The 12,605-nt window shown below is 68.2% G+C and carries 14 protein-coding genes; 9 read left to right on the plus strand and 5 right to left on the minus strand.

Annotated elements, in window-relative coordinates; translation table 11 throughout:
- Window positions 1–68: 68 nt before the first annotated feature.
- Window positions 69–1,109, minus strand: coding sequence for a zinc-dependent alcohol dehydrogenase family protein (locus IAI54_RS03185; protein WP_187970981.1), 1,041 nt, complete (start codon window positions 1,107–1,109; stop codon window positions 69–71).
- Between the two features lie 196 nt (window positions 1,110–1,305).
- On the opposite strand from IAI54_RS03185, the gene recJ reads away from it, so the two are divergent.
- Entirely contained in the window at window positions 1,306–3,093 is a 1,788-nt protein-coding gene (recJ, locus tag IAI54_RS03190) for a single-stranded-DNA-specific exonuclease RecJ (RefSeq protein WP_187970982.1), read from the plus strand.
- A 30-nt stretch (window positions 3,094–3,123) separates the two neighbouring features.
- On the opposite strand, the gene IAI54_RS03195 is transcribed toward recJ, so the two are convergent.
- The 3 genes from IAI54_RS03195 to folE all read right to left on the minus strand — a co-directional run bounded on the left by IAI54_RS03195 (window position 3,124) and on the right by folE (window position 5,382).
- Window positions 3,124–4,092: a patatin-like phospholipase family protein gene (locus IAI54_RS03195; protein WP_187970983.1), complete on the minus strand. Its 969-nt coding sequence runs from the start codon at window positions 4,090–4,092 to the stop codon at window positions 3,124–3,126.
- Window positions 4,093–4,253: 161 nt separating this feature from the next.
- Window positions 4,254–4,709, minus strand: a complete 456-nt coding sequence (gene hisI / locus IAI54_RS03200; RefSeq protein ID WP_187970984.1) for a phosphoribosyl-AMP cyclohydrolase — start codon at window positions 4,707–4,709, stop codon at window positions 4,254–4,256.
- 34 nt (window positions 4,710–4,743) lie between these two features.
- Window positions 4,744–5,382 (minus strand): GTP cyclohydrolase I FolE, encoded by a 639-nt coding sequence (gene folE / locus IAI54_RS03205; protein ID WP_187970985.1) that lies wholly within the window; start codon window positions 5,380–5,382, stop codon window positions 4,744–4,746.
- Window positions 5,383–5,619: 237 nt separating this feature from the next.
- On the opposite strand from folE, the gene IAI54_RS03210 reads away from it, so the two are divergent.
- From IAI54_RS03210 to IAI54_RS03235, 6 genes are all read left to right on the plus strand, one after another.
- Window positions 5,620–6,066, plus strand: coding sequence for an iron-sulfur cluster assembly scaffold protein (locus IAI54_RS03210; RefSeq protein ID WP_187970986.1), 447 nt, complete (start codon window positions 5,620–5,622; stop codon window positions 6,064–6,066).
- 17 nt (window positions 6,067–6,083) lie between these two features.
- A complete protein-coding gene (locus IAI54_RS03215) occupies window positions 6,084–6,377 on the plus strand; it encodes a nucleotidyltransferase family protein (protein ID WP_187970987.1) in 294 nt (97 codons plus the stop codon).
- Window positions 6,374–6,736 (plus strand): HepT-like ribonuclease domain-containing protein, encoded by a 363-nt coding sequence (locus IAI54_RS03220; protein WP_187970988.1) that lies wholly within the window; start codon window positions 6,374–6,376, stop codon window positions 6,734–6,736. Before IAI54_RS03215 ends, IAI54_RS03220 begins: the two co-directional genes overlap by 4 nt.
- Window positions 6,729–7,088, plus strand: a complete 360-nt coding sequence (gene yidD / locus IAI54_RS03225) for a membrane protein insertion efficiency factor YidD (protein WP_187970989.1) — start codon at window positions 6,729–6,731, stop codon at window positions 7,086–7,088. The genes IAI54_RS03220 and yidD overlap by 8 nt, the downstream gene beginning before the upstream one ends.
- 135 nt (window positions 7,089–7,223) lie before the next feature.
- Window positions 7,224–9,221 carry a threonine--tRNA ligase gene (gene thrS, locus IAI54_RS03230; protein WP_187970990.1) on the plus strand — a complete coding sequence of 666 codons (1,998 nt, stop codon included), beginning with the start codon at window positions 7,224–7,226 and terminating at the stop codon, window positions 9,219–9,221.
- Window positions 9,222–9,325: 104 nt separating this feature from the next.
- On the plus strand, window positions 9,326–10,276 hold the full coding sequence (locus IAI54_RS03235; RefSeq protein ID WP_187972996.1) for a lysophospholipid acyltransferase family protein: 951 nt from the start codon (window positions 9,326–9,328) through the stop codon (window positions 10,274–10,276).
- Window positions 10,277–10,298: 22 nt separating this feature from the next.
- Here IAI54_RS03235 and IAI54_RS03240 read toward each other — a convergent pair whose 3' ends face one another.
- A complete protein-coding gene (locus tag IAI54_RS03240) occupies window positions 10,299–11,288 on the minus strand; it encodes a hypothetical protein (protein WP_187970991.1) in 990 nt (329 codons plus the stop codon).
- Window positions 11,289–11,396: 108 nt separating this feature from the next.
- On the opposite strand from IAI54_RS03240, the gene IAI54_RS03245 reads away from it, so the two are divergent.
- Together IAI54_RS03245 and IAI54_RS03250 are read left to right on the plus strand one after the other, a co-directional pair.
- Window positions 11,397–11,981, plus strand: a complete 585-nt coding sequence (locus IAI54_RS03245) for a nitroreductase family protein (protein ID WP_187970992.1) — start codon at window positions 11,397–11,399, stop codon at window positions 11,979–11,981.
- Window positions 11,981–12,583 carry a flavin reductase family protein gene (locus tag IAI54_RS03250; protein ID WP_187970993.1) on the plus strand — a complete coding sequence of 201 codons (603 nt, stop codon included), beginning with the start codon at window positions 11,981–11,983 and terminating at the stop codon, window positions 12,581–12,583. Before IAI54_RS03245 ends, IAI54_RS03250 begins: the two co-directional genes overlap by 1 nt.
- The last annotated feature ends 22 nt before the right edge of the window (window positions 12,584–12,605 follow it).

Raw genomic sequence — 12,605 nt, forward strand, 5'->3', positions numbered from 1 at the left:
CGGAGGCACTAGCCGAAGCATGACGTCCTGCGCCGCTCATCGCGGCGCGGACTTCGACCTGCGGCGCCTCAATGCGCGAAGTCGCCGATCACCGCGACGCCGGGCGGGGTCGGGCCGTCGAAAGCGGCGAGCTCGGCCGAAGCGTCGGAGAGCGCGATCTCGCGGGCGATCAGCGGACTGACGTCGACGCGGCCGGCCTCGATCAGCCCGAGCAGGGACGGGTACCGCCAGGCCGGCATGCCGCGCGTTCCGTAGAGCGCGAGATTGCGCATGTAGACGGTGTTCATGTTGATCTGCATGTGCGCCGTATGGCCGACAGGCATGCCCACCTGCACGTGGCGTCCCAGCGCCCGCAGGCAGGCGATGGAGGCATTTGTGGTCGCCTCGATGCCAAGCGCCTCGACGGAGACATGCGCGCCCTTGCCGCCGGTCAGCTCGATGATGCGGGCGGCGACGTCGCCGTCACGCGCGTCGATCGCCGCCTCGGCGCCGAGCGAGAGGGCGTGGCTTAGTTTTTCGGGCACCACGTCGACCACGATCACCCGCGCGCCCAGCGCCTGACCGAGGATCAGGCAGGAGAGGCCGATGCCGCCGGTCCCGTGCACGGCCAGCCACTCGCCACCCTTCAGCGCTGCCCTTCCGGTCAGCGCGTGCCATGCCGTCGTGACCCGGCAGCCGAGGCCTGCCGCGGTCACCGGCGACAGGCTTTCCGGCAGCCGGGCGAGATTGTGGGCGCGCGGCACGGAGATGTACTGCGCATAGGCGCCGGCTTCGGTGAAGCCCGGCAGTCGCTGGTCTTCGCAGGTGTTGGATTCGCCCGACTGGCATTGCGGGCAGGTGCCGCAGGCCAGGATGAAGGGCGCGATCACCTCGTCTCCGACGGCCCAGCGCGCGCGTGGCCCCGCTTCCACGACCTCGCCGCAGTACTCGTGCCCGAGGATCTGTCCGGGCTTGACGCGCGGATGCTCGCCCACCCAGCCGTGCCAGTCCGAGCGGCAGATGCCGCAGGCCTTGACCTTCAGCACGACCCCATCCTCCTCGCATCGCGGGTCGGGCACGGTCTCGACGACGAGTTCCGCATTGTACTGACGCAGGACGGCGGCGCGCATGGTGGTCTCTCCCGGGACGCTCGCCGGCCGGGGACGGAGGAACGCCGCCCTTTCTCCCGACAATGCCACATCGTTGCAGTAAGGCAGGAAGGTCGCCGGAACAAGCGCCGGCTTTCGTCCCGCCGCGCGGGGAACGCGTTCCACTGTCGTCCCGAAATGCTCTAGTGTCGCGCGCTCTGTGCAGACGGATTCGGGTATGGTTGGCGAAAGGCGCACATTTCTGGACGTGAGGCGGTCGGCGAACGGGCTCGCATGGGTTCACCGCCTGTCGGAGCGCGACGAGAACGTCGCGCTGGCGATATCGCAGAACCACGGCCTGCCGGACATCGTCGCCCGGGTGCTCGCCGGCCGGGGCATCGACGCGGACACCGCGCAGCGCTTCCTCGACCCGACGATCCGCGACCTGCTGCCCGACCCGGCCTCGCTGACCGACATGGAGAAGGCCGCCGCGCGCATCGCCCATGCCGTCCTGCGGGGCGAACGCGTCGCGATCTTCGGCGACTACGACGTCGACGGCGCAGCCTCGTCGGCCCTGCTGAAGCGGGTGCTCGACCACTACCGGGTGCCGAACGAGATCTACATCCCCGATCGCATCTTCGAGGGCTACGGTCCCAATCCCGACGCCATGCGCGACCTCGTCGCCAAGGGCGCGCGGCTGATCGTGACCGTCGACTGCGGCACCAACAGCGCACCGTCGGTCGCGGCCGCGAACGAAGCCGGCGCCGACGTCGTGGTGCTCGACCACCACCAGGTCGGCGGACCGCTGCCCGCGGCCGTCGCGATCGTCAACCCGAACCGCGAGGACGATCTCTCCGGGCAGGGACACCTCTGCGCTGCTGGCGTGGTGTTCCTCACGCTCGTGCATGTCGTGAAGATCCTGCGGCAACGTACGGAAGCGATTCGTCCTCCGGACCTGCTCGGCCTTCTCGATCTCGTCGCGCTGGCAACCGTCTGCGACGTCGTTCCGCTCGTCGGCGTCAACCGCGCCTTCGTCGTGAAGGGACTTGTCGCGGCGCGGCACATGCAGAATCCGGGCCTGGCTGCGCTGCAGCGTGCCGCCCGGATCGGCGAGCCGCTCAACACCTTCCATCTCGGCTTCCTGATCGGTCCGCGCATCAATGCCGGCGGCCGCATCGGCGACGCCGCCCTCGGGGCGCGGCTGCTCGCCACGGACGATCCGGTTCAGGCGCAGTCGATCGCCGAGACGCTCGACCGGCTGAACCAGGAGCGCCAGGCGATGGAGAAGGCGATGCTGGCGGAGGCCCGCGCGGAAGCGGATGCGGAGCTGATGAGCGGAAAGGGGCCTGCGGTCGTCGTGACGGCGAGCGAGCACTGGCACCCGGGGATCGTCGGCCTACTCGCCTCGCGCCTGAAGGACCACGCCCGCCGCCCCGCTTTCGCCATCGCCTTCAATGCCAACGGTATCGGCACGGGGTCCGGCCGGTCGATCCCGGGTCTCGATCTCGGCCGTCTTGTGCGCGGGGCGGTGGAGCGCGGGCTGCTGGTCAAGGGTGGCGGCCATGCCATGGCGGCGGGCATCACCGTCGAGCGTGCGAAGCTCGGCGCGCTGCGGGCTTATTTCGAGGACGAGGCCGCCGCCGCCGTCTTCCGCCTGCGCGACGAGGAGAAGCTGAAGATCGACGCGGCGCTGATGGCCGAGGGCGCCAATCTCGCCCTGCTCGACGTTCTGGAGCGCGCCGGCCCCTTCGGCGCCGGCCACGCGCAGCCGTTGTTCGTGCTGCCGCGCCACGAGATCGTGCGCGTGCGTCCGGTGGGCGTCGGCCATCTGCGCGTCGACCTGCGGTCGGGGAGCGGCGGAAACGTACAGGCGATGGCATTCCGTTCGGCGGAAACCGAACTCGGCAACTTTCTCCTGAAGCAGCAGGGACGCACCGTTCACGTCGCCGGTTCGATCTCGGCCAACCACTGGAACGGCGCGAAGTCGGTGCAGTTCAGGCTGGCCGACGCTGCGCTCGCCGGGTAGCGGAGGCGCGCCGCCGGGTCGGTACGCGACCTACGCCAGCACCGTCTGCAGCCGCTTCAGTTCGTTGATGTTGGCGACCGTCGCCTCGTAGCCGAGCCGGATCGCCTCGTCGGCCCGATGGAATTCGGTCAGCCCGATATGGCCGAGCTTCGGCTGCAGCGACATGTCGGGCGGATCGCCGGCGAGCCGCGCCCGCGAGATGCGGTCCTGGATGATGTTGAACGCCTCCACCATGACGCCGGTGATGCCGAGCTTGGCCTCGCGCTCGCGGACCTGGCTCTCGGCCCGCGTCGGTTGCTGCGCGTCCTTCTCGACCAGCAGATCGCCGGCCGAATGCCGGATGACGGCGGCGCGGCCGAACAGGTCGTAGTGCAGGTTCACCGCCACCACGAGCGGCTGCTCGTAGGCGCGGCAGACCGAGACGGGAACCGGATTGACCAGCGCGCCGTCCACCAGCACGCGCTTGTTGGCCGTCACCGGCTCGAACACGCCCGGCAGCGCGTAGGAAGCGCGCATGGCGGTGATCAGGCTGCCGCTCGACAGCCAGATCTCGTGGCCGGTGCGGATTTCGGCCGCCACGCAGACGAAGGGCCTCGGCAGGTCGGCGAAGGTCAGTCCGTTCATGTGCTCCTTCAGCCGCGCGGTCAGCTTGATGCCGCCGAGCAGGCCCGAGCCGCCGATGTGGAAGTCGAGCAGGCCGAATATGCGCCGCTTGGTCAGGCCGCGGGCGAATTCCTCGAGCTCGTCGAGCTTGCCGGCGAGATAGCAGCCCCCCACCAGCGCGCCGATGGAGGTGCCAGCGATCATGTCGATCGGGATGCGGGCTTCGTCGAGGGCGCGTAGCACGCCGATGTGGGCCCAGCCCCGCGCGGCGCCGCCGCCGAGGGCCAGCGCGATGCCGTTCCGATCCGGGCGCTCCGGCTCCGCCGTCGGCACGAAGGGCGGCTCCGCCTCGTCACGCATCACTTGCCTGCCCCGAAGGGGTGCCCAGTCGAGCATCCGTCCCTCCCGATGCTTCTCTGCAGCGCAAGATACGACAAACCCCTGTCGAAATCATGAATGTCACGTCCACCGTCCGGGCGCGATTGCAGCACTGTCGCCCGCACCGGACGTTACGCCAACCGTGCCGTCGCCGGTGGTCACGGTTCCGCCAGGGGCGATCACGATTTGCCGTATACTTCGTGAGGGGAGAAGAGAGGCCTGCTGCCGTCCGGCACGAGCACCGCACTGCCGCCCGAGAGCGCGACGTCCCGATAGAAGCAGGAGCGGCGACCGGTGTGGCAGGTGGCGCGATCGCCTTCCACGGTGACCGAGAGCCAGACCGCATCCTGATCGCAATCGGTCTTGATGGCGACCACGCGCTGCATGTTGCCGGAGGTCTCGCCCTTCTTCCAGAGACTGTTGCGGGAGCGGGACCAGTAGTGCGCGATGCCGGTCTCGAGCGTCAGCGCCAGCGCCTCCGCGTTCATGTGCGCCACCATCAGCAGCACGCCGTCCTCCGCGTCGGTCACGACGGCGGTCACGAGGCCGGCGGCATCGAAACGCGGCGTGAAGGCCGCGCCTTCCTCGAGCGCGGCCTTGTCGGCGGGGGGAGGGGAGAAATCGATCCTGGCCATGCCGGTCCATCTTCGAATGGCCGGCGGGGAGGGGTCAGCCCCTGGCGCCGGCGCGCAGCAACGTCATGAAGCGCACCTGTTCCTCGGGATGGTCGCGGAAGGCGCCGGTGAAGGTCGAGGTCAGCGTGGAAGACCCCTGCATGCGGATGCCGCGCATGGCCATGCACATGTGCTCGGCCTCGATGATGACGGCAACACCGCGCGGATTTAGCACGTCCTGGATCGAAGCTGCAATCTGCGCGGTCATCGCCTCCTGCGTCTGGAGGCGCTGCGCGAAAATCTCCACCACGCGCGCGACCTTCGACAGGCCCACCACCTTGCCGTCCGGCAGGTAGCCGACATGCGCCCGGCCGATGATCGGCACCATGTGGTGCTCGCAATGCGAATGGAAGGTGATGTCGCGGATCAGGACCATGTCGTCGAAGCCGGCGACCTCCTCGAAGGTGCGGCCGAGTTCCTCGGCCGGATCCTTGTCGTAGCCGGAGAACATTTCCCGATAGGCCTTGGCGACGCGGCGGGGCGTGTCGACCAGGCCTTCACGCGACGGATCCTCGCCGATCCACCGCAGCAGGGTATTGACGGCCGCCTCGACCTCCGCCTGCGACGGCCGTTCGGCCGGGGGCAGGGGTGTGTTGCTGGCGACGGTTTCGAGCTTCTTGACGATGGCATCCATGAAAAGTGTCTCCCGTAGTTCCCCTCTTACGGGGGAACGAGTTGAACGGACCACAGCCTTTTCAGGGATGAACGGAAAATCCGCGACGTGCCCGGAAATGGCGGCTGGCTCCCGGCGGCACGATCCTGTGCATCTTGCCGCCCGAGGGCCACGACCCCTATATATTGGGTTCGAGTATCAAATGAAAGAAGGCGGCGTGAAACGCATTGTCCGCCAGGCCGCGACGATCGGAAAACCATGATCGACGATGTCTACAACGCGAAAATCCTCGGCTTCGCCGGGAACATCCCCCGGATCGGCCGCCTGGCCGACCCGGACGCGACCGCGACCGCCCATTCGAAGCTCTGCGGCTCGACGGTCACGGTCGACCTGAAGATGCAGGACGGGGTCGTCACCGACTTCGCCCACGACGTGAAGGCCTGCGCGCTGGGCCAGGCGTCATCGTCGGTGATGGCGAGCCACGTCGTCGGCGCCACCGCCGACGAACTGCGTGCGGCCCGCGAGGCCGTGCGGCGCATGCTCAGGGAGAACGGCTCTCCGCCCGAAGGCCGCTTCGAGGACATGAAGTATCTTGAGCCGGTGCGCGACTACAAGGCCAGGCACGCCTCGACGCTGCTGACCTTCGACGCCGTCGTCGACGCGGTCGGCCAGATCGAGAGGAAGGCCGCCGACGCGGCGGCCTGAGGCGAAGGGACACCGGCATGCGCCCCTCCGAGGCCCTGGCGAAGCACCGCGACGAAGTGCTGGCGATCATCGCGCGCTATCCGGTGACGAACCCGCGCGTCTTCGGATCGGTGGCGCGCGGCGAGGACGTGGAGGGGAGCGACATCGACATCCTTGTCGATCCGGTGTTCGAAGTCACGACCTTCGCCCATCTTGGTGAACTTCGCGGCAAGCTGGCCGACGTTCTGGGCATCGAGGTGGACGTCTCGACACCGGGCGGACTCCGTCCCCAGACACTCGGCCGCATCGCGCCGGAACTGTTGCCGTTGTGAAGCCTGGGTCCGAACAGCGATTCATCGACCTCCTGAGCGATATCGTGGACTGGGGAGAGCGGGTCCGTGTCATAATCGAGGACAGGACCTACGAGGCATTCGCGCAGGATCAGCCTTGCCATCTCGCGGTCTGGAAGTGCATCGAGGTCCTTGGAGAAGCTTCGGCGAACATCCTGAAGCTCGAAACCGACTACGCGGCTCGGTACCCGGGCCTGCCGCTGAAGCAGGCCTATGCCATGCGCAACCACCTGACGCACGGCTACGGCTCGGTCGATCTCTCGATCCTCTGGACGACGGCCACGAAGTTCGTTCCTCCAATGGTCGAGGAGGCGAAGGCGGTCCTCGCAACCCATGCGTAACGCATCCGGTCCCCACTCCCGCAACTACGCCGGCCCCTGGCGCAGGACGCCCGGCCGCCTGTTCGGCGTGGGCTTCGTGCGGCTCTACCAGCTGACGCTGTCGGGTTTCATCGGCAACACCTGCCGGCATCTGCCGACCTGCTCGGAATTCGCCTATGAGGCGATCGCGCGGCACGGGCTGTGGAACGGCGGCTGGATGGGACTGTTTCGGGTCATGCGCTGCGGCCCGGGCGGCACCAGCGGCATCGACAACGTGCCGCCGACGCTCGCGCCGGACCTCCGCTGGTGGACACCCTGGCGCTTCTGGCGGGTCTCCAGGAAATGCGGCTGCGGGCACGACCACGCGGCCTAGCTGTCGACCGTCGGCCGACAAGCCTGCGCATCGCCTTTACGACCGCGCGGATGACCGCTAGATAGCCCGCGCCGCCGGACGCATCCGGCACGGAACCACCCGCGCTCGTTTGCGGGACTGGATAAGGAGAGAAGAATGTCCCAGGTTTCCCTGAAATTCCCCGACGGATCCGTCCGCGACTACGACGCGGCGATGACCGGTGCCCAGCTGGCCGAGTCCATCTCGAAGTCGCTCGCCAAGAAGTCGGTCGCCTATGCGCTCGACGGCGAGGTGCGCGACCTGTCCGATCCGATCGGCCGCTCGGGCGCCGTCGAGATCGTCACCCGCGACGATCCGCGCGCGCTGGAACTCATCCGCCACGACACCGCCCACGTTCTGGCGGAGGCCGTTCAGGAACTCTGGCCCGACACCCAGGTCACCATCGGTCCGGTGATCGAAAACGGATTCTACTACGACTTCGCCCGCGCCGTGCCCTTCACGCCCGACGACTTCCCGGTCATCGAGAAGAAGATGCGCGAGATCATCCAGCGGGGCCGTCCCTTCACCAAGGAGGTGTGGGACCGTGACCGCGCGCGCCAGGTCTTCGGCGACAAGGGCGAGAGCTACAAGGTCCAGCTGATCGACGCGATCCCGGAAGGCCAGGACCTGAAGATCTATTACCAGGGCGACTGGTTCGATCTCTGCCGCGGCCCCCACATGGCCTCGACCGCACAGGTCGGCAATGCGTTCAAGCTGATGAAGGTCGCCGGCGCCTACTGGCGCGGCGATTCGAACAACCCGATGCTGACGCGCATCTACGGCACCGCCTGGGCCACGCAGGAGCAGCTCGACGCCTACATCCACATGCTGGAGGAGGCCGAGAAGCGCGACCACCGCCGGCTCGGCCGCGAGATGGACCTGTTCCATTTCCAGGAGGAGGGGCCGGGCGTCGTGTTCTGGCATTCCAAGGGCTGGCGGATGTTCCAGAGCCTCGTGTCCTATATGCGTCGCCGGCTCGACGGCACCTATGAGGAGGTGAATGCGCCGCAGATCCTCGACAAGTCGCTGTGGGAGACGTCCGGCCACTGGGGCTGGTACCAGGAGAACATGTTCGCGGTGAAGTCGGCGCATGCCTTCACGAACCCGGATGACGAGGAGGCGGATCATCGCGTCTTCGCCATCAAGCCGATGAACTGCCCGGGCCACGTGCAGATCTTCAAGCACGGACTCAAGTCCTACCGCGAACTGCCGATCCGCTATGCCGAATTCGGCAATGTCCACCGCTACGAGCCGTCCGGCGCGCTGCACGGGCTGATGCGCGTGCGCGGCTTCACGCAGGACGACGCCCACATCTTCTGCACCGAGGAGCAGCTCGCCGCCGAGTGCCTCAGGATCAACGACCTGATCCTGTCGACCTATGCCGATTTCGGCTTCGAGGAGGTGAGCGTCAAGCTTTCCACGCGGCCGGAGAAGCGCGTCGGCTCGGACGAGGCGTGGGATCACGCGGAAGCGATCATGAGCGGCGTGCTGGAGACCATCGCGCAGCAGTCGGGCGGGAAGATCAAGACCTCGATCAACCCGGGCGAGGGCGCCTTCTACGGCCCGAAGTTCGAATATGTCCTGCGCGACGCGATCGGGCGCGAATGGCAGTGCGGCACCACGCAGGTCGACTTCAACCTGCCGGAACGGTTCGGCGCCTTCTACATCGACAAGGATTCCGAGAAGAAGCGGCCGGTCATGGTCCACCGCGCCATCTGCGGCTCGATGGAGCGCTTCCTCGGTATCCTGCTCGAGAACTATGCCGGCCACCTGCCGCTCTGGTTCGCGCCGCTGCAGGTCGTCGTCGCCACCATCACGTCGGAGGCCGACGACTATGCCCGCGAGGTGGTGAAGAAGCTGAAGGCGCTGGGGCTGGCCGCCGAGGCCGATCTCCGCAACGAGAAGATCAACTACAAGGTCCGCGAGCACAGCCACGCCAAGGTACCCGTCATGCTCGTCTGCGGCAGGCGGGAGGCGGAGGAGGGCACCGTCAACATCCGCCGGCTCGGCTCGCGGGACCAGCATTCGATGGCGCTCGGCGAGGCCCTGGCGGCGCTCGGCGCCGAGGCGGTGCCGCCGGACCAGCGGCGTCGCGCCGCTGCGGACGCGGCCTGATCGAAGCGTGACGGGGGAGGGTCGACCTCTCCCGTCTCGACGTCGCGGCGACATCGCGCGGCCTTCATCCGCCTGTCATGGACCAGGCGCATATCGGCTGAATGATGCCCCGACTGCGCAGCCGCACCATTCCGTTCCCGGAGCTGTCCTATGCCAATGACAGCCAGCCGCGCCTGAAGCGCTGGGTGATCCGCTCGATCGAGGGCATGTCCGGCCGCGACCGCTACGCCGCGCTCTACGGCATCTGGCGCGACCGGATCGTTCCCTCCGGCGACCGCATCTTCGGCCGTATGCTCGAGCTGATCGACGTCAGGGTGAGCCATGACCGGGCCTGGCCGCCGCAGCCGGCGCCGGACGCGCCGCTCGTCATCATCGCCAACCATCCCTACGGCATCGGGGACGGCATCGCCGTCCTGTCGCTGGCCGAGCAGCTCGGCCGGCCCTTCAAGGTGATGATCAATGCTGAGCTCCTGAAGGTGCCGGAGATCGCGCCCTATTCGCTGCCCGTCGACTTCTCGGAGACGAAGGAAGCGCTGAAGAACAATCTCGAGGTCCGCCACGAGGCGCTGCGGCTGCTGCGCGAGGGCGTCACCATCGTCATCTTCCCGGCGGGCGGGGTCGCCACCGCGCCGAAGGGCTTTGGCCGCGCCGAAGATCTGCCCTGGAAGATCTTCGCGGCGCGGCTGGTGCAGGAGGCGAAGGCATCGGTGGTTCCGCTGCATTTCGACGGACAGTGCGGCCGGCTCTTCCACATCGTCAGCCGCCACATGGACCTGACCGCGGACAGGCGTCCGCTCCCGCGGCTGATCGGCAACATCTCGCTGACCCTGCGCACCTCGCTGCTGATCCACGAATTCGCGCGGCTGTCGGGCAAGACGCTGACCGCACGCATCGGCCGCGTCATCCCGTGGAGCGAGATGGAGCCGATCCGCGACCGCAAGGCGCTGCTGGCTTTCCTGAAGGACGCGGTGTTTTCGATGGCGCCGGCAGAGCAGCCGGCCCGCAGGCGCATCCGCCTGCCGCGCCGGTCCGGCGGCGCGCGCATCCCCGTCTAGGCGGATCGCCGGCCTGCCGAAGCTACTCGACCGGCGCCTTCTCGGTCCCGTCGGCGCCGATGTCGGCGAGGTCGCGGCTGGTGATCAGCTCGATGTCCTCGTCCTGGCCGGACTTCACCGTGAAGCTGCGCTGGTAGATGCGGTCGCGGTTGTTGGCGATCACCGTGTAGTCGCCTTCCGCCAGCACCATGGCCGCGAAGGGGCCGACCGATTCGCGCACCACGTCGCCCGATTCCGTCAGCACCGACCAGGCCGTGTCGGCGATCGCCTCGCCACCCGCTGCGCGCACCAGCTTCATGGAGAGTTGCGCGGCCTTGTGCTCCATGGTCGCCACCGTGAGCTTGCCCGGGTCGATGCGGATGTCGGAGCGGATGACGGCGTTGACTTGCCCGTAGTAGGAGACCACGTGATAGACGCCGGCGTTGAGCCGCACGACGCTGTTGGGACGGACCTGGGGCGCGATCATCGCGCGTTCGCCGTCGGACCCTTCGTCGGCTTCGAGAATGTCGAACCGCACCTTGGCTGGAGCGAGCCGCGACCCGCCTGCCAGCGTCGCGTTGAGCTTCAGGCCGCCGGCATCGAGGACGAAGTTCTCGGTCCGCGGCTCGTCGCCGACGCTGATGCGCTTGGTGGCGCCGGCCCGGCCGAAGGCCGCGTGCACGAGATAGCTGCCCGGGGCGAGATCGAAGGTGCGCGTGCCGCCCTGTTCGGCCATGACGAGCGGCAGCTTGCCGTCGTCGCCCGCCTCGGGCTTGAAGATGCGCCAGATCAGCCCGCGCGACAGTTCCGGCGATTCGGCCGTGAGTTGCGCCGACAGCGTCACCGGCTGGGTGCCGACGAAGGGGAGGGAGGGGCCTCGCTCGGTGGCGGTGAAGCCGCTCGTGCCGGGGGCCGGTGCCTTCGGCACGTCTCCGGACTGGGCGAAGGCCGCACCTCCGCAGAAGACGAGAATTGTCGCCGCCAGGAGGGCGCGCAGTCGGCGTGCGGCGGTGAACGGCGTGTCTTCGTGCATCGGGTTGCCATCAAGCCCAATGCGGTGGCAATTTCAAGGCCATCGGCAGGCACGTGGTCCGCACCGCCGCACTTTTTTCAAGACAGTCCGACCGCAAGGAAACGCCCTTTGAATTCACCCGTCATCGACTTCATGCTGGCCCGCAAGTCCGCGCCGATCCAGGAACTCGCCGGCCCCGGACCGGGCGACGACGACATCGCCACCATGCTGCGCATCGCCGCGCGCGTGCCCGACCACGGCCGGCTGGCGCCCTTCCGCTTCGTCCTCTATCGCGGCGACGCGCGGCAGGTGGTGGGCGAGAGGCTGGCGGCCCTCGCGGTGAAGCGCGAGGGCGAACTGCCACCCGCCCGCATCGAACAGGAACGCACCCGCTTCTCGCGCGCGCCGCTCGTCATCGGCGTGGTCTTCGTGCCCAAGGCCAATCCGAAGATCCCGCAATGGGAGATGTTCCTGTCGGCCGGCATGGCCGCCATGAACCTGATCATCGCCGCCAACGCGCTGGGCTACGGCGCCAACCTGATCACCAACTGGTATTCGGACGTCGAGGAGGGCCGCGCGCTCCTCGGCCTCGCGCCGGAGGAGCGCGTGGTCGGCTTCGTCCACATCGGCAACCATGCCGGCGAGATCGCCGAGCGGCCGCGGCCCGACCCGGCCGCGCTCGTTTCCGACTATGCGGGGCCGAGGGAGATCTGATGTTCTACGAAGCAGCCCATGGCCACGGCCTGCCGCACGACCCCTTGAAGGCGATCGTCGCGCCGCGCCCGATCGGCTGGATTTCCAGCCGGTCGGCCGAAGGCGCCCTCAACCTCGCGCCCTATTCGTTCTTCAACGCGTTGTCGTCGAAGCCGATGCTGGTCTGGTTCTCGTCGGAGGGCGAGAAGGACAGCGTCGCCTTCATCCGGCAGACCGGCGAGTTCGTCGCCAATCTCGTCACGCTCGACCTCGCCGACAAGATGAACGCCACCTCCGTCGACGCCCCGCGCGGGGTAAGCGAGTTCGGCTATGCCGGCCTCACCCCCGCCCCCTCCCGCCTCGTCGCCGCCCCCCGCGTCGCCGAGGCCCACGCCGCGCTGGAATGCCGGGTGACGGAAATCCGCCGCCCGGTGCTGCTCGACGGCTCGGAGGCCGGCGTCACCGTGGTGACGGGGCAGGTGATCGGCGTCCACATCGACGACGCGTGCCTGACGGACGGGCTGTTCGACAGCGCGAAGGCGCAGAACCTGGCGAGATTGGGGTATATGGACTATGCGGCGGTGGAGCGCGTGTTCCGGATGCGTCGGCCGCGATGGGGGTGAGGGGCGGCCAACGGCAGCAGTG

Source organism: Aquibium microcysteis (genome assembly GCF_014495845.1).
Taxonomy (GTDB): domain Bacteria; phylum Pseudomonadota; class Alphaproteobacteria; order Rhizobiales; family Rhizobiaceae; genus Aquibium; species Aquibium microcysteis.